Consider the following 16,330-nt stretch of genomic DNA (forward strand, 5'->3'; position numbering starts at 1 on the left):
TAATTAAAATAAAATGTTGGATTATTATTATGTTTAGCCAATTACTAAGCCGTTTTTTGGGGCAACAAGCTCCTAATGAGTCAGTGAAAGTAGAATTAAATCAACATTGGGATAATTGGTTACAACCAATTACGCCCGATAAGCCTACAGGAGAAGACCTAACATATCACGATACGTTTCAAAATATTAAAGAAGAGATCACAAAATTATCAGGGATTGATTACTCTCTGATTGTTACGGAAAGTGAAACAATATTAAAACAACATAGTAAAGATATCCGTGTTGTAACTTATTATTGTTTGGCTCGTTTATATATAGATGGTGCTGAGGGGTTTGCTGATGGTGTTGAGCTATTAGCTGGATTATTAGATAAATTTGGCTCATCAATTTATCCTTCACGGCAAAATATCCGTAAAAACGCGATAGAATGGCTTGCTAATGCAAAATTTATTGATCAGCTTACTCACTTGCAACCTTTATCTGAGCATTGTTTGACGCGTATTATTGTTGCATTAAATCAAATTGATCATTGCTGCCAAAAGTTATTTGTTAGCGATAATCCTGATCAATCTATCGATCCTCCTAACTTATCTGCATTAGTTCACTTTTTTAATAGTGGTATAAATCAATCGGTTAAACTTTCCAGTGTAGAAAATACAGCTTCAGCTACGCCAGTTTCTTCTCCGCAGCAAGAACCAGCTAAAAATATAACCGAAATAAAGATCAGCTCTCAACGTGATGTACTCGATCAGGCGCGTAAAATGGCCTCTTTTTTGCGTGAAAAACCAGAAGGGTACCTTGCTGCTGGTCGTTTTTTACGAGTGCTTAGGTGGGATACGGTTATTGATTTGCCACCCGCTGATCATAGAGGAAAAACGCGATTACCAGCACCAAGAACAGAGCTTAAACAACATATTAGCCGTTTAATTCTTCAACAACAGTGGACAGAACTTTTTGAGCGTGTTGAAGCGGCTTTTATGGAAAGTGCTAACCATTTCTGGTTAGACTTGCAACGAGCAACGGTAATGTCGCTACAAAAAATGGGAGAGCCTTATCAATCATGGGCTGATATTTATTTAACGGACATTGGTTTAATGTTAGAACGGCTAAATGGTATTGAGCGCCTATTTTTTGAAAATGGTATGCCATTTGCTGACGATGAAACATTAAACTGGATTGCAAATAATGCTCGCATTCATCATTTAGATGAAGGTGACAGCATGGTACCTATAGCTGTATCTGGCGAGAATGATTGGAACGAAATTGAAAAACAAGCTCTTGAGCTTGCTCATGCTGAAAACTTAGAAAAAGCATTTTATTGGCTACAAAATTTGCCATTACTGCGCTCTCCTAAACAACGATATTTGTTGCGCTATACTCAGGCGAGAGTGGCAGAACAGCTTGGTAAACAAGATATTGCATTAAACTTATTAATTGGGCTAAATAATCAACAGCAGTCTTTAACTTTATTACAATGGGAGCAGGAATTATTATTTGATGTTAAGCGATGTTTATTGCGTTTAATTAAGCAAAAAAATAAATCCAAAGAGATAATAAAGCCACATTTATTGGAGTTAAGAGAGTTGTTACAGCAAGAGCTAACCGAACTCGATCCAGCTAGAGCATTAAGTGTGATGTAATTTTATAAACTATAAAAAATAATCAAACTAACGAATATGAAAATAAAGAGATAAATAATGGATGATCTAATTTTACGTTATTACGAATCTGAAATGCGCTACTTGCGAGAAGCTGGAAAAGAGTTTGCTAAAATTCATCCTGATAGAGCAAGCCAACTTAATTTAGATCGAGTTGGTGATCGCGATCCTTATGTGGAGCGATTATTTGAAGGTTTTGCCTTTTTAACGGGGCGATTACGCCAGAAGATTGATGATGATTTGCCTGAACTTACCGAAAGCTTAGTTAGCTTACTTTGGCCTCACTATTTACGGCTGATTCCGTCATTATCTATTATTGAGTTGACGCCAAATTATGAGTCTTTATCTCGCCCTGAAGTTATCCCGATGGGGTTGCAAGTGCAAACAGAGCCACTTGGCCCGACGGGCACAAGATGCCCATATCGTACGACGCAAGCGGTGAAGCTACAACCTATGAACATCAGCCAAGCCAAACTTGGCATCCATCATGATGGTCGCAGTATGATTACGCTTCGCCTAAGTTTTAGTGCGTTAGCCGATTTTGAACAACTTGACTTATCTCAACTACGATTATATTTGAATGCTGATGGGCCAATTGCATCAACATTACATTACATGTTAACCCAACAAGTTGCATCAACACATTTTCGTTATGCAAATCGACCGGGAGAGCGTATAAATTTCCAAGGAAAAATAACACCTGTTGGTTTTGGTGAAGATGAGCGATTGTGGCTAAAACCCGATAATGCTTTTGCTGGATATCAACTTTTATTAGAGTATTTTGCTTTTCGCGAAAAATTTATGTTTGTTGATTTGCATGGGTTAAATGCTTGTGAGCTCTCGAAAGAGTGTAACTACATAGACATTGAACTATTGCTTAACCAAGCTTGGCCAAGTGATATGCCTTTTGACCATGGTAATATTCGTCTGCATTGTGTACCTGTCATTAATTTGTTTGAGATGGAAGCCGATCCTATTATTGTTAACCAATTAGAAAGTGAATACCTGCTTCGCCCATTATTGCGCCAAGATGGGCATGTTGAGATTCATTCTGTCGAACATGTAGAAGCTATCACTCGTAATGGACGTTACCATTATGTGCCTTTTACCAGTTTTAAACATCGGGGTGGTATGTTACGACATGATGCACCAGAAAGGTATTATCATACTCGAGTTCGTAAAGGTGCATCAGGTTTGCATGATACTTGGTTAATTTTGGGGGGCAAAACTTGGGGTAAAGAAGAGGAGCTTGAGGCCGAAACGTTATCATTACGAGTAACGGGTACTAACGGTATGTTACCACGTAAAGCATTACGTAATGCTCGAATTCATGAGCTGTGCTATTCTCAAAACAGCATATCTAAAGTACAGAATTTATGTTCTCCAACATTACCTTGCTATCCACCAACAGAAGATCGTTTTTATTGGCGAGTATTATCCCATTTAGCACCTAATTATTTGTCATTAATGAATGCCGAAGTGTTACGTGGGACACTTGCTTTGTATGATTGGACCGATAACGAATTAAATCGTCGGCGTTTAGAGGGGATAGTAGAAGTATCCCACCGAATGATTAAACGTATTGAAAAAGGGATGTTACAGCGAGGAATAGAAATTGAGGTGACAATTAACAGTTATCAGTTTACAGGTGAAGGTGATGTGATGCTTTTTGGTGAGTTGTTACACCAGTTTTTTGCATTATATGCCGATGTTAACTTATTTACACAATTAGTGATTATTCTTTTACCTACAGGAAATAAAATTGTATGGCACCACAGCAAAGCATCGAAAACAGCCCTTTAATGCAGGCTCTTGAAAAACAACTGCCAAAATTGAATTTTTACCGTTTTTGTCAGTTAATTGAACAAATTTATGCAGATGGGCCGGTGTTGGGTAAACATGAAACTCCAGTTGCGGATCCTTTGCGTTTTGCGCCATCAATAGACATGTCTTTTCCTGCAAGTGAGCTTAAATATATAGAGAGAGCGCCTTATATTAATCGGCCAGCCACAGTTAGAACTCGATTTTTAGGTTTGTACGGTGTTGATGCAGTATTACCACTAGGATTACTTGATAATATTATTCGTCGTGAAGAAAATTACCAAGCTATGACAGACTTTTTAGATATATTTAACCATCGTATAATAACGCAGTTTTATCGAATTTGGTTGAAATATCATTACCCAGCAAGCTTTTTAGATGGTGGAAAAGATCCAATATCACTATCTTTACTTGGATTAACAGGATTCGGTATAAAAGGGGCAACAGAACAAGTTGGTACCCCATCATCGCGTTTTTTAGCATTATTAGGTTTAATTACACAAAAAACGCGCACCGCAGAAGGAATAGTCGGGTTAGTTCGTGTATTAGTCAATGATGCAAAAGTTGTTGTAAGTGAGTTTTTTCCTGTCTGGCAATCAATTGATAATCCTGCTCGGCTAGGAAGCAAAGGGAGACAAAGAGCAGCTTTAGATGGTGGTGCTATATTAGGATCTCGCTTTAAAGAGTGCAATCAAACCGTTCATATCGCAATTACGCCGCAACACGAAAACCAAATTGCAGATTTACTTCCTGGAGGGCAACTATATCGCGACCTGTTGGCTTTGTTACGCGCTTATTTAGGTTATCAAGTTGATGCTAAAATGACACTCTATATTCAACGCCAATTTTTACCTCGTAGTCAATTGGTATCTAAAAATAGTCGATTAGGACAAACAGCATCATTTAATAAAAAAACAGTAAATGCTAAATCGGTTCCAGATGAAGTCGCTATAAATTTAGGGTATTATTCTGGAATTAGTTATGCAGCATAATATAAAGAAAGGAAATAAATATGAGAATAATGAATATATTGATTGCTATTTTATTAACTATATGGCTAACAGGTTGTGGTATAGCACAAAGAGTCTCGGAAAAGGCTGCTGATTTAAGTAACTCTATTTTTACATGGGATGTGAGAACATTACATTTAGATATTACAGCAAGATCTGAATTAAATATGGATGATGATGGTCACTCTTCACCTGTTGTGATTCGTATTTATCAATTAAAAGAAACTGATGCTTTTAATAGTGTTTCTTATCAAGAAATAGTTGAGCAAGATAGTGATGCATTAAAGGAGTCGATGATTGAAAGTAAAGAAATTGTATTAAAACCAAATACTGCTAGTTCCATTGATGTTTCATTTGATCAAAAGGCCAAAGCGGTTGGTATTGCAGCTCTTTATAAAGAGCCAAACTTAAATGAAGATAATTGGCGACTTGTTTTAAAACGAGGAGATTTAAACATTACAAAGCCACGCGAAATAATAGCAAGTCAATATACAATCAAATTGGTGGATGAAAAATAAATGGGTGCATCGTTGTATGACCAACTTTATGGTTATTTTCAATCAGGTATAGCGGTTGATGATGTGGCTGAAAATGAACAAACAATTATCAGCGTGATGGATAATATCGAACGTATTTTAAATAGCCGAGCTGGTGCTATAAAGCACTTGCCAGACTATGGATTACCTGACATGTCAACAATCTTTCAGGCTTTGCCATCATCAGCTTATGTTTTAATGAGAGCGATTGAACAAGCATTGTTAAAGTATGAGCCAAGACTTGCATCGATCGAGGTTAACATTGCTGAAGAAAGTAATGATACAATGGTGCTTGGATATGAACTTGTTTGTTATTTTAAAGAAGGTGGGCTAGTTAAGTATGGAACTTATTTTATGCCTGATGGCAAAGCGCATCTAAAATATACACGAAAAGGTCACCATTACAAATACTCCTAAGGATTAGCTTGTGTGGATTTTACCTATCAATACAAACACAGGCTGGCAAAGATGCTGTAAAACCTTTATACTAACGGGATTATTGTTTAATACGATGATCAATAATCATATTGATTCGTCCTCCCGTTCTTTAACATCATCAATTGGAAGAAAACTATGCATCCGATGCTGAATATCGCTATCCGTGCTGCTCGTAAAGCAGGGAATGTTGCCATTAAGGCTTATGAAAACCCAAGTTCAATCGAGATTGAGGCCAAAGGCACTAATGATTTTGCTACTAATGCTGATCGTGCAGCTGAAGCTTTGATTATTGAGACAATCAAAAAAGCTTACCCTGATCATACTATTATTGCTGAAGAAAGTGGTTTGGCGAAAGGGAATGATGCTGATACGCAGTGGATAATCGATCCAATTGATGGTACGACTAATTTTATCAAAAATATTCCACATTTTGCTGTGTCAATCGCAGCCCGAGTTAAAGGTAAAACCGAAATTGCTGTGGTTTATAACCCAATGAGTAATGAGCTGTTTACCGCTGCTCGTGGTAAAGGTGCTCAGCTTAATGGTTATCGTATTCGTGTTAGTAATGCCAAGGATCTGGAGGGCAGTGTGCTTGCTACTGCGTTCCCATTTAAAGCGAAACAATACAGCGATAGTTATTTTACTGTTTTACAAAAATTGTTTGTTAAATGTGGTGATTTTCGCCGTGCTGGCTCGGCTGCGTTAGATCTTGCTTATGTTGCTGCTGGCCGCTTAGATGGTTTTTTTGAAATTGGTTTAAAACCGTGGGATATCGCAGCTGGTGAGCTTATTTTGCGCGAAGCTGGTGGGGTTGTTACTGATTTTGCTGGCGGAAATAACTATATGGTTTCTGGTAATATTGTGGCGGGTAACCCTCGTGTTGTTAAAGATTTATTGGTTTCTACCCAAAACGAATGGCCAGAAAATCTTCGTAATTAACCTTTCTTTGTTTTCCTAAGGCAGGGTTAATCTTACCCTGCTGTTTTATGCTTATTTTCGTGCCCCCTTTTTTATTTTGGGTATATACTGATTGCCAACAACATAAATAATAAGTGGGGGATGATTTGAATGAAAACTGTCCAATACAATTTTATTGTCGAAGAAATGAGCTGTGCATCTTGCGTTGGGCGCGTTGAAAAGGCACTCAAGAAAGTAGATGGTGTGATTGATGTTAGCGTTAACCTTGCTACCGAAATAGCAACGGTTAATGCTAATGCTTCTGTTAAGCTGGAAGCCTTAATGTCGGCAGTGGATAAAGCCGGTTATCATGCAGTTGAAATTACCGAATCAACGGATAAGCAAAAAAAATCTAAAAGGCAATCATCTATATACCCAATTATTATTGCTATTATTTTTGCCATTCCTTTTGTCTTCCCTATGTTATTAGCTTTGTTTGGTTTGAATTTGATGATGCCAGCTTGGTTGCAATTGGTTATTGCATCTATAGTGCAATTTGGTTTGGGGGCAAAATTTTATCGAAGTGCTTTTAATGCGGTTAAAGCGTTGTCAGGCAATATGGATTTACTGGTTGCTATCGGCACTAGTGCGGCGTATGGGCTGTCGGTTTATCAATTTATAACGGGAAAGACTGAACATCTTTATTTTGAGTCATCAGTGGTGATTATCACCTTAATTTTGGTGGGAAAATGGCTAGAATCAAGCGCTAAACATCAGACCACACAAGCGATTGAAGCACTTTGTGCTTTAAGGCCGGATATCGCCTTAGTTAGGCGTGGTGATCAGGAAGTAAGTTTGCCAATAAGCCAAGTTAAAGTCGGTGATATTGTTATTGTTAAACCTGGTGATCGTATTGCGGTTGATGGCATTGTGATAGAAGGTGTATCAAGTAGCGATGAGTCGATGTTAACTGGTGAGAGTTTGCCTGTCAATAAAATGGTTAACGATGTGGTGACTGGTGGCACGATTAACGGTGAAGGATTATTGATTGTTAAAGCGACCGCCATTCAGGCCGATTCAACACTATCGAAGATTATCGAAATGGTTGAATCAGCTCAGGCAAAAAAAGCGCCGATTCAACGCATTGTTGATCGCATTAGTGCGATTTTTGTGCCGATGATTTTATTAATTGCACTTATTACGTTATTGGCATGGGGAATAATATCGCATGATTGGCAACAAGCATTACTTTATTGTGTTGCGGTGTTAGTGATTGCTTGCCCATGTGCTTTAGGGCTGGCAACGCCAACAGCCATTATGGTGGGTACTGGAGTAGCTGCTCGTCATGGTATTTTATTTAAAGATGCCGAAGCATTAGAAACACTGCACAGTATTAATACGGTCGCATTTGATAAAACAGGTACTTTAACCATGGGCAAACCTGAATTAGTCGAAATGGATATTATAAGCAGCGAGACGCCCGAGCAAATTTTGTCGATTGCTGCATCATTGCAAGCGGGTAGTGAGCATCCACTAGCTAAGGCGATTTTAAGTAAAGCAGGAAAGTTTCGTTATGCGCAAAATATGACTTCAGTAACAGGTTCAGGTGTAATGGCTACCCTTGATAATACCGAATATTATTTAGGAAGTTTGCGTTGGATGAAGTCATTAAACGCTTATTTTATGAATATGGATGATAAAATTAGCGAATTAACTAACAAAGGTTATACCGTTTCATTTTTAGCTAAACAACAGTTAGAAGGCAATGTAGTGATTTTGGCGGTATTAGGCTTTGCTGATACGATTAAAGATGAAGCCAAAAGTGCAATTGATGCGCTTCATCAACTACATGTTAATACGGTAATGTTAACTGGTGATAATCAGAAAGCAGCAAATTATGTCGGTGATCAGTTAGCTATTGATCGAGTTATTGCTGAAGTATTGCCTCAAGACAAAGCAAATTATATCTATCAATTACAGAAAGAAAGCTATACACAAGCCAATAATCAAGTGGCTATGGTCGGGGATGGTATTAATGATGCGCCTGCTTTGGCTGCTGCCGATATCGGTATTGCTATGGGAACGGGCACCGATGTGGCAATGCATGCAGCAAGTATTACGCTGATGCGAGGCAATTTATTTTTAATCGCTGATGCGATTGATATTTCGCGTCGAACTTATAATAAAATCAGGCAGAATTTATTCTGGGCATTTGTCTATAATTTGATTGGTATTCCATTAGCGGCGCTAGGTTATTTAAACCCAATGATTGCTGGCGCAGCGATGGCGTTAAGTAGTGTGAGTGTGGTTACCAATGCATTATTACTCAAACGTTGGAAGGCCAAGAGCGGAAAATAAATCGTATAAAGTTGGTGGTAGCATAAGGAGGCTAATGGCCTCCTTTATTATTCGTTATCATTAATCAATTCAATAAATTCGTATAAATGTTGTTAAAATATTTTAGCTTATGTCTATGTTTAAGCATCAATACCGCAATAGGCTATTTTGCTTTTGTCAGTTGCTTACTCAGCTTTTTTAGGGTGATATTTATCTAACATCATATTGCTGAATTTATTGTTTGGGTCTAACTGTGCTTTAAGTTTAAAAAAACGTGCTGCTTGTGGGTAGGCACGCTGAAACTGTTCAGCTGTTGCATGCAACTGATAGGGTAAATAATAGCTACCATTGTTTGCTAGTGCGGCGTCTATTAGTTCTCGAGTCCAGATGCCTACTTGTTTTTTGCTGTTTTCATCAGTCGCTTGCTGATAATAAATAACAAAAGCGAACACTTCAGTTTTAGCCCATGCTAGTAGCGAGCCACTATCTGGCTTAGCATGACGAATCGAAATATTGATGACATTAGCTTGATGTTTTTTCAAAATAGCAATGAGTTCTGGGTAAAAATCATCAAATCGTTCTATTGGGATAAAATATTCTTCTAGTGCGTAACTTTTGTCTTTATTGGCAATAGGCTCTAAATTAGATACATCGTAGCTTGCTTCATAGTTACGCCACATGACAGGTTGTTTTGTGTAATCAACTTCATCATATAATTTACGCAACTGTTTGCCCAAAGTTGATGAGGTGACGATTTTTATTTTTTGTTCCTGAGTCCGCGAGTATTGTGTATTAGGTTTTAACCTGTCTAAAATAGTTAATGGCTCTTGAGTTTGTTTAAATGTAACGGCGCGGACTGTTTCAAAATCAGGTGGATACATTACCGAGTTGTGGAATATTGCACTTTTGTCAGAACGAATATGTTGAGTAAAATACGAGTAATATTTTGTTATTGGCATGACTTCGCTGATGCGCTTAACTTTAACATTATCAACAAGTTGCAATGTGACTTCAGTAATAATTCCTAAACCGCCATAACCACCAATTGCGCCATAAAATATATTTGAGTTTTCTTTTGGGCTGGCGATGACTATTGAGCCGTCAGCCAGTACAATTTTGAATTTTTCTACTGATAGTATTATAGGGCCTTCCCCAATATAGCGACCATGCACATTAACACTGAGTGATCCACCAATGCTAAAATTGGCATAACTTTGCATAATTTTCACTGATAAGTTGTAAGGATCAATCAATTCTTGCACTTGGCGCCAGTTGGCACCTGATTCAATGGTTAAAAGTTTTTGTTCAGGATTAAAATCAATCACATGGTTAAGTTTTTTGGTATCTATCTGGATAGCCCCTGTTATTGCAGTTTGTCCACCCATGCTGTATTTGCCACCAGCTATACTGATTGGACCCGAGGCATTTTTAACCAGTTCAGCAACTTGTTGGGTGGATTCAGGCTGAACAATAGCCGCGACTTGTACTGGTGTCATGCCTGTCACATCATTGACAACAACAGCTTGCGTTTTTAATGGTAGTAACAGGCAAAGACAGTAGCTTAATAAATGTAATTTTTTTATCATAATTTAATATCTAATTGATATATAATCAAATAATTGATTCTATCTGATTACAAAGAATTCATCAACAAAGGTAAGGTCTAATGTTGTCAAATAGTGATAATAACCAAGATACATTTCATCTTTATAAATTTTTAGGCTCATTTGAAAAACAGGTTCAGTATAATCTCCCGTTAAAATTACACTTAGGCTTTCTTGAAAAGTTAGTGTTTTGATATCTTGCTTCGTATTAAGCTCTAATTCGGTGTAGTTATTATTAAGAATGTGCGTTAAGCTTGTCATGGCGAGTTTTTTTAACTTATTATGGATTAATTCAATATCTGTAGATTTTAGATAATCAGATAGAAGCATCATGATGATAAATCCTAATATTTGCTGATAATCATATTAACCTTAATCGCTTTTATTTATTTAACTAAGCTATATTGGTTTTAACAAATATGATTATTTTAGCTAATCTTTTAAATATATTATTGTTTTGCGTATCAAACTTTATCAATAAAACCTATAAGCCATTATTGATGAGTTTGAAACCGATTTGTGTGCCTTTTCCTTGTTCTGTGACAAAAACGCCCACCGCACAGATCAGCTGTTCATTATAGTAAACCATTGGGATTCGTGTTCGCATCCAAGGTGGAATATGATGTTCTTGCCATAGCTTTTTTATCGCTCTTGAGCCTTTTCTATTAACAATCTGTAGTTGCCCTTGAGCATGAAATCGAACGGTCACTTGCTCATCTGCATGGGGTAAACGGCAAGGTAAAGGGGGGGGATAATTCACCTGTAATTGCCCCACATTATCAGGGAGTGTTAACGGCAACGTTAAATCCCAATTAAGCATTTGCGATTCAATGTTTTGGTATAATGGCAATAGATAAAGCTGGTTTTGATAACGACGGATTTGTTTGTTATGTAATATAAATTGGGGATTGGCATCTTCTTTAGCTAAAGCAACGGTTTGCCAAATTAAGGTGAGTTGCTGTTGGCTTGGCATGTTGATTTGTTGCGATCGAAACCACATGCGTAAAATGGCATTACGTTTATATTCTGAATAGCCAAATAATGGTGTTAAACACAATTGCCCTTGCTCGGTTGTGGCTTGTTTAAAATCAGCCAATAATAATTCATTAATTAATGCTTCTTGTTGCTGGCATAATTCAGCGCTACGAGCCACCATTTGCGAAAAATGTGGCCAACGTTGGTTAAGGTGTGGTAATACCTTTAAGCGTAAAAAATTGCGGTCGTAGTGATCATCTTGGTTACTTTCATCTTCTATCCAGTTAAGCTGATGATGTTTAGCATAAGCTTCAATTTGTGCACGTGTAATGGTTAATAGTGGTCGAAGATGGTTGCCGTTTTCAATCGGCATTGCAGATAAGCCAGTTGGGCCACTGCCACGTTTTAGCGCTAAAAAAAAGGTTTCGCACTGATCATCAAGATGTTGTGCGGTGCACAAGGTTTCATCATGATGTAAATGGTGATAAATGGCTTGGTAGCGTGCATTTCTGGCTTGTTCTTCAATATTGCCTGCTTGTCGATCAAGTTTGACTTTTTCAATAATTAATGGCACTTGCCAAATTTGGCATTGTTGTTGACAATGTGCCGCCCAGTTATCAGCGTTTGCACTTAAACCATGATGAATATAAATTGCTCTAAGTTGTAAATGTGGTAACTGTTGCTTTAAATTGACTAATGCTTGCATTAATACGGTCGAATCGACGCCACCACTAAAGGCAACGAGTAGCGATTGCCGGCCATTTAGGTGTGGTAAAATAGTTTGTTCAACCATGCTGTCGATTTGTGTTTGGCTTTGATGGCTCATCTGCTATCCATTTATACTAATTTATGCTTATTTATACCAAGCTTTGTAACGCATTCACTTTATTTTTATGTCGTTCGATTCTATCTAGGCCTGCGGCAAGATCAGCAATTAAGTCATCAGGATCCTCAAGACCAATATGTAATCGGATTAATGTACCTTTAAAATCAATCCCTGATACTGGACGTATTTTGGTAAGCTCTTCAGGTTGATTAGCTAAAACTAATGATTCAAATCCGCCCCATGAGTAAGCCATGGAAAAGTAGGTCATGTTATCTAAAAAATCAGATAATTGGACATCGCTTAAATGTTCTTTAAGGACAAATGAAAATAGACCACAGGCACCACTAAAATCGCGTTTAAAAAATTCATGCCCTTTGCAACTTTCTAATGCTGGATGATTGACGGTTGCCACTTTAGGATGATTGGCTAACCAATTTGCCACTTTTAAGCTGCTTTCGTGATGTTGCTTGAGCCTAATTGCTAGGGTTCGTAATCCACGCGTTGCCATATAGGCGGTATCGGCATCACACATCTGCCCCATTAAATAAGATCGTTCACGTAACTTATCCCAACAACGTTGGTTGGCAACCGCGGTACCTAACATGGCGTCAGAGTGACCAATTAAATATTTAGTGCCAGCTTGAATTGAGATATCAACGCCGCGCGCTAACGCTTTGAATAACACGCCGGCTCCCCAAGTGTTGTCCATCATAATGACGATTTCAGGATTCACACTGCGAATGGCTTTAACGATTGCTGGCACATCTTGGACTTCCATCGTAAGTGAGCTTGGTGATTCTAAAAATACAACTTTAGTATTGGGTTTGATATATTTGATAATATCACTCCCAACTAGTGGCGAAAAGTAATCGGTTTCTACTCCAAAATCTTTTAATATATGTTCACAAAATTCTTGAGTAGGTTCATAACTGGCTTCAGATACAAGGATATGATCGCCATTTTTCACAAAAGCTAAAATGGCATTAGCAATTGCTGCGGCCCCACAAGGATAAAGGTAGCAACCTGCACCGCCTTCAATTTCGGTCATGGCTTCTTGTAGGGCAAAATGGGTTAATGTGCCACGGCGCCCATAGAATAGAGCCCCTTTTGCTCGATTTTCTGTGGCTTCTTTTTTGGCTTCTATTGAGTTAAAAACCAGCGATGAAGCTCGCTGAATAACAGAATTTACCGCTCCTTGGGTGTAGCGAGTTTTTCGACCAGCATGAACTAATTTTGTTTGTAAAGACATGACGCATCCTTAGTGATCTGATAAATTTCGATAACAGTTAGCATAGCATGCTGTTAAAATAGTAAAAAATAATTTTTGTTTAAACTGGCTTATCCAACATGTTAATTGCCCAACTTGCCCATTTAGATACAGCAGAAGTGAATTATTCACTACTGTCACCACAAGTCATTAATGATGCTCAATTATTAAATGGTGCACGGAAAAAACAGTTTTTAGTTTGTCGATCAATTTTAGCGAATTTACTTAAACAATATTGTCAAATTGCTAATTTGCCGATGATGATCATTGGCGATAATCGCCGTCCCTGCTTTTTAGAGCCACATCTTCCTGATTTTAACATCAGCCATAGCCAAGATTGGGTCGCGGTTGCGATATCGTTAAATGGCAAGGTAGGGCTTGATATCGAAGTTGCTCGGCCGCGTCACAATTATGTAAATGTCGCCAAAAATTTTTTTGCTGATGAAGAATATCAATGGATGCTAAAACAAAGCGATACATTAACCGCCTTTTGGCAACTTTGGACATTAAAGGAATCTGCGCTGAAATTATATGCTAAAGGCGTTTGGCAAATAAGATCGGTAAAAGTAGATATTGAAAACCAGTTAATTAACGCCCCATTTGGACAGGACTTTTATTATCAGTATCAACAAATTGGTGATATTCATCTTTCTGTTAATTGTGATGCACCGATTAAGCAATTGGTATTGCAATCGTAAAGGATAGAACGTTGCCACGCGGTTAGTATGGCAAATAGATATCATCATTGTTATACCTTAAATTTTATTTGATGGGCCACCCCAAAATGGACAAATATCACTTCTATGATATAAATAACAATCATAGAACAACTCATTATAGTCAAAACACTTAGTAGAGCTTAAACAATAGGTGGGGGATTATGCCTTATCTCATGCCCCTCTTTCATTAACTGAAAATCGCTAACCATTTTGGTGCACGTTTAGTCGCATTAAGCTTAGTGCACGATATCAGGCATATAGGGCTATGATGTGTCAGAAAGAACGATAAATCGACATGGTAAAAAATCAGTCAGAAAACATATTGATTTTATTTAAGTTTTTATTGTGTCTATTTTAGGCTTCAATATTACGCCAGAATTTGAAAAATATTTCAAGTTAGATAACGATAGTGGGATTTTTAATCTGCATCTTCAAAGTAATCGCTATCGATTTGCTTCATTTCATAAACCTGTCTCGTTGAAACGCCCACATTGTAATCAATCATTAATTCAGCTAATCTAGCACCATTAATTAAAATGATTTTTACATCTAAATGTTTAACGTAATTGATTGCTTCACAGCTAAAATCAGAAGTCGTGATAAAAACGCCTTTTTTGGCTCTTTCGCCTTGTAGCGCACCAGCAAATTTTTGTATATCAGGTCGTCCAACGGTTGTTTCCCACCTTTTAGCCTGTAGATAGATCATATCTAACCCTAGTTTATCTTCTTGGATGATGCCATCAATCCCGCCGTCTTTGGTTAAACGTGTTGCCTTTCCTGTATCATGGCGAGAGCCACCGTAACCCAATGCTAACATAACATCAACAACTAAACGTTCAAAGAACGCTGGTGAACAAGCTTTAATGCAATTAAGTAATTCTGCGGCTAATGTTTCTCGTATTTTTTGATAAGAAGAATCCATTAATTCTGTTGGTGTATTTTCATCCGTATTGACTTCAGTTTGTTTGGTTTGATTTTCTGATGAGTGCGATAGCTGTTTAAATGATAAAAATTCAGGAATATTTAATAACTCTTGATTGGTTAACTTAGAGGGATTAGTTTGTAAAAACCTTGAGCCTTGTTCACTTATTTGCCAAATACCTCGCTGGGTATTATTAATCAACCCTGCTTTTTTAAGATACGTTTTAGCCCAGCCAATTCGATTTTCAATAATAGGTTGATTGCTATTGGGTAGTTCCTGACTCATCTCATCAGCGGTTAATTTAAATAACCGACTTAAGTGATTATAGGTTTCTCTCGCTGTGTGAGGTTTTCCATCAGATAACCATTTTAAAAGTGGTAACATCAATGTTTGATAATCAGGAATGGCCATTTATTCTCCTTAATAATAAAATATTCAAAAATTTTTCAATATGCGTATTCGACATCATCTTTTAAATTAAATACTTATCCCTCAGGATTTTTTTATTATTCTCATCCAATCCATACTCCTGCTCTAGCCAATTATCAATCGTGTTATAACGTTGTTTGATTGCGTTAATGGCGGCGTTTAAGTACTCTTTTTTAGCCGCAAAAATCACTTTATGGTTTTCAAACTCTTCAGCCGTTACTTTATGTTTGTATTGACTTAATAGATTTTCTCGATAATCCGATAAAAGCTCTTCAGTCAATAAGTAATCTTGCATGATAGTTTCTTCACTCACGCCTAAAGCAAATAACGTTAGCGCAACGCCAACACCTGTGCGATCTTTACCTACGGCACAATGTTGTACTAATGGTTTTCCTTGTGCGTTAAGTAACGTTGATGCAAGTTTTTGATAGGCAAGATTATTAAAAGGAAGTAGCTGATAAAGTTTAATCATAAAATCAAATGGTGAGCTTTTTTTAAGCGTTAATGGGTTATTTCCTATTTCACTTGTTAAACTTGCTGTGACGGTATCGTTTAAAGGGTTAGCAGGTACATTAATATACTGAGTATTTTGCCATAATTTATCGGGATTCCGTGTAATTTCGTCATTATCGCGATAGTCCAAAATATAATGCAGATTTAATTCATCACATAAAAAATTTTGCTCTTCTGGTGTAATAAGTGAGAAGGCACCTGAACGGTATAACATGCCAGAGCGAATTTGGCGACCATCGATTGTTTTAATACCGCCTAAATCGCGAAAATTAATTCCATTTTTTATTGGTACAATACAATTCATGACTAATCCTTATTTATGCTTAACTTTACTTGCTATATTAACATGTTTCTGATTAGAATTAATCCATTGTTTCC

General features: G+C 37.4%; 14 protein-coding genes. 8 read left to right on the plus strand and 6 right to left on the minus strand.

The window, feature by feature from the left end; genetic code table 11:
• Positions 1-29: 29 nt before the first annotated feature.
• The 7 genes from tssA (at position 30) to A9G47_RS08535 (ending at position 8,718) form a co-directional block, all read left to right on the plus strand.
• A complete protein-coding gene (tssA, locus tag A9G47_RS08505) occupies positions 30-1,640 on the plus strand; it encodes a type VI secretion system protein TssA (RefSeq protein WP_065567183.1) in 1,611 nt (536 codons plus the stop codon).
• 57 nt (positions 1,641-1,697) lie between these two features.
• Entirely contained in the window at positions 1,698-3,461 is a 1,764-nt protein-coding gene (tssF, locus tag A9G47_RS08510) for a type VI secretion system baseplate subunit TssF (RefSeq protein ID WP_065567182.1), read from the plus strand.
• Positions 3,425-4,471 (plus strand): type VI secretion system baseplate subunit TssG, encoded by a 1,047-nt coding sequence (gene tssG / locus A9G47_RS08515; protein WP_065567181.1) that lies wholly within the window; start codon positions 3,425-3,427, stop codon positions 4,469-4,471. The genes tssF and tssG overlap by 37 nt, the downstream gene beginning before the upstream one ends.
• A 20-nt stretch (positions 4,472-4,491) precedes the next feature.
• A complete protein-coding gene (tssJ, locus tag A9G47_RS08520) occupies positions 4,492-5,007 on the plus strand; it encodes a type VI secretion system lipoprotein TssJ (protein ID WP_065567180.1) in 516 nt (171 codons plus the stop codon).
• The gene (gene tssE / locus A9G47_RS08525; protein ID WP_065567179.1) at positions 5,008-5,442 is read left to right on the plus strand and encodes a type VI secretion system baseplate subunit TssE; all 435 of its coding nucleotides are present in this window, start codon (positions 5,008-5,010) and stop codon (positions 5,440-5,442) included.
• A 156-nt stretch (positions 5,443-5,598) separates the two neighbouring features.
• Positions 5,599-6,402 carry an inositol-1-monophosphatase gene (gene suhB, locus A9G47_RS08530; RefSeq protein WP_065579546.1) on the plus strand — a complete coding sequence of 268 codons (804 nt, stop codon included), beginning with the start codon at positions 5,599-5,601 and terminating at the stop codon, positions 6,400-6,402.
• 129 nt (positions 6,403-6,531) lie between these two features.
• A complete protein-coding gene (locus A9G47_RS08535) occupies positions 6,532-8,718 on the plus strand; it encodes a heavy metal translocating P-type ATPase (RefSeq protein ID WP_065642694.1) in 2,187 nt (728 codons plus the stop codon).
• Positions 8,719-8,882: 164 nt separating this feature from the next.
• On the opposite strand, the gene A9G47_RS08540 is transcribed toward A9G47_RS08535, so the two are convergent.
• From A9G47_RS08540 to metC, 4 genes are all read right to left on the minus strand, one after another.
• Complete coding sequence (locus A9G47_RS08540; RefSeq protein WP_065642695.1) at positions 8,883-10,283, minus strand: FAD-binding oxidoreductase; 1,401 nt, start codon at positions 10,281-10,283, stop codon at positions 8,883-8,885.
• A 39-nt stretch (positions 10,284-10,322) separates the two neighbouring features.
• Positions 10,323-10,634: a hypothetical protein gene (locus tag A9G47_RS08545; RefSeq protein WP_065642696.1), complete on the minus strand. Its 312-nt coding sequence runs from the start codon at positions 10,632-10,634 to the stop codon at positions 10,323-10,325.
• Between the two features lie 151 nt (positions 10,635-10,785).
• The gene (tilS, locus tag A9G47_RS08550; RefSeq protein ID WP_176700684.1) at positions 10,786-12,102 is read right to left on the minus strand and encodes a tRNA lysidine(34) synthetase TilS; all 1,317 of its coding nucleotides are present in this window, start codon (positions 12,100-12,102) and stop codon (positions 10,786-10,788) included.
• 31 nt (positions 12,103-12,133) lie between these two features.
• Entirely contained in the window at positions 12,134-13,351 is a 1,218-nt protein-coding gene (gene metC / locus A9G47_RS08555; protein ID WP_065642697.1) for a cystathionine beta-lyase, read from the minus strand.
• Positions 13,352-13,449: 98 nt separating this feature from the next.
• On the opposite strand from metC, the gene A9G47_RS08560 reads away from it, so the two are divergent.
• The gene (locus A9G47_RS08560) at positions 13,450-14,067 is read left to right on the plus strand and encodes a 4'-phosphopantetheinyl transferase family protein (RefSeq protein WP_065642698.1); all 618 of its coding nucleotides are present in this window, start codon (positions 13,450-13,452) and stop codon (positions 14,065-14,067) included.
• Positions 14,068-14,506: 439 nt separating this feature from the next.
• On the opposite strand, the gene A9G47_RS08565 is transcribed toward A9G47_RS08560, so the two are convergent.
• Together A9G47_RS08565 and A9G47_RS08570 are read right to left on the minus strand one after the other, a co-directional pair.
• A complete protein-coding gene (locus A9G47_RS08565) occupies positions 14,507-15,421 on the minus strand; it encodes a restriction endonuclease (protein WP_065642699.1) in 915 nt (304 codons plus the stop codon).
• A gap of 61 nt (positions 15,422-15,482) precedes the next feature.
• Complete coding sequence (locus A9G47_RS08570) at positions 15,483-16,256, minus strand: tyrosine-protein phosphatase (RefSeq protein WP_065642700.1); 774 nt, start codon at positions 16,254-16,256, stop codon at positions 15,483-15,485.
• Between the last annotated feature and the right edge of the window lie 74 nt (positions 16,257-16,330).

The sequence above is a fragment of the Gilliamella sp. WF3-4 genome (genome assembly GCF_001690275.1).
GTDB classification, from domain to species: domain Bacteria; phylum Pseudomonadota; class Gammaproteobacteria; order Enterobacterales; family Orbaceae; genus Gilliamella; species Gilliamella apicola_C.

Excerpts from the sequence above, each read along its gene's own strand:
- tssE (WP_065567179.1), top strand. The coding sequence starts at position 5,008 with ATGGGTGCATCGTTGTATGACCAACTTTATGGTTATTTTCAATCAGGT.
- A9G47_RS08540 (WP_065642695.1), bottom strand. The coding sequence starts at position 10,283 with ATGATAAAAAAATTACATTTATTAAGCTACTGTCTTTGCCTGTTACTA.
- suhB (WP_065579546.1), top strand. The coding sequence starts at position 5,599 with ATGCATCCGATGCTGAATATCGCTATCCGTGCTGCTCGTAAAGCAGGG.
- tssG (WP_065567181.1), top strand. The coding sequence starts at position 3,425 with ATGGCACCACAGCAAAGCATCGAAAACAGCCCTTTAATGCAGGCTCTT.
- A9G47_RS08565 (WP_065642699.1), bottom strand. The coding sequence starts at position 15,421 with ATGGCCATTCCTGATTATCAAACATTGATGTTACCACTTTTAAAATGG.
- tssF (WP_065567182.1), top strand. The coding sequence starts at position 1,698 with ATGGATGATCTAATTTTACGTTATTACGAATCTGAAATGCGCTACTTG.
- A9G47_RS08570 (WP_065642700.1), bottom strand. The coding sequence starts at position 16,256 with ATGAATTGTATTGTACCAATAAAAAATGGAATTAATTTTCGCGATTTA.
- tssJ (WP_065567180.1), top strand. The coding sequence starts at position 4,492 with ATGAGAATAATGAATATATTGATTGCTATTTTATTAACTATATGGCTA.
- A9G47_RS08545 (WP_065642696.1), bottom strand. The coding sequence starts at position 10,634 with ATGATGCTTCTATCTGATTATCTAAAATCTACAGATATTGAATTAATC.
- tilS (WP_176700684.1), bottom strand. The coding sequence starts at position 12,102 with ATGAGCCATCAAAGCCAAACACAAATCGACAGCATGGTTGAACAAACT.
- A9G47_RS08560 (WP_065642698.1), top strand. The coding sequence starts at position 13,450 with ATGTTAATTGCCCAACTTGCCCATTTAGATACAGCAGAAGTGAATTAT.
- A9G47_RS08535 (WP_065642694.1), top strand. The coding sequence starts at position 6,532 with ATGAAAACTGTCCAATACAATTTTATTGTCGAAGAAATGAGCTGTGCA.
- tssA (WP_065567183.1), top strand. The coding sequence starts at position 30 with ATGTTTAGCCAATTACTAAGCCGTTTTTTGGGGCAACAAGCTCCTAAT.
- metC (WP_065642697.1), bottom strand. The coding sequence starts at position 13,351 with ATGTCTTTACAAACAAAATTAGTTCATGCTGGTCGAAAAACTCGCTAC.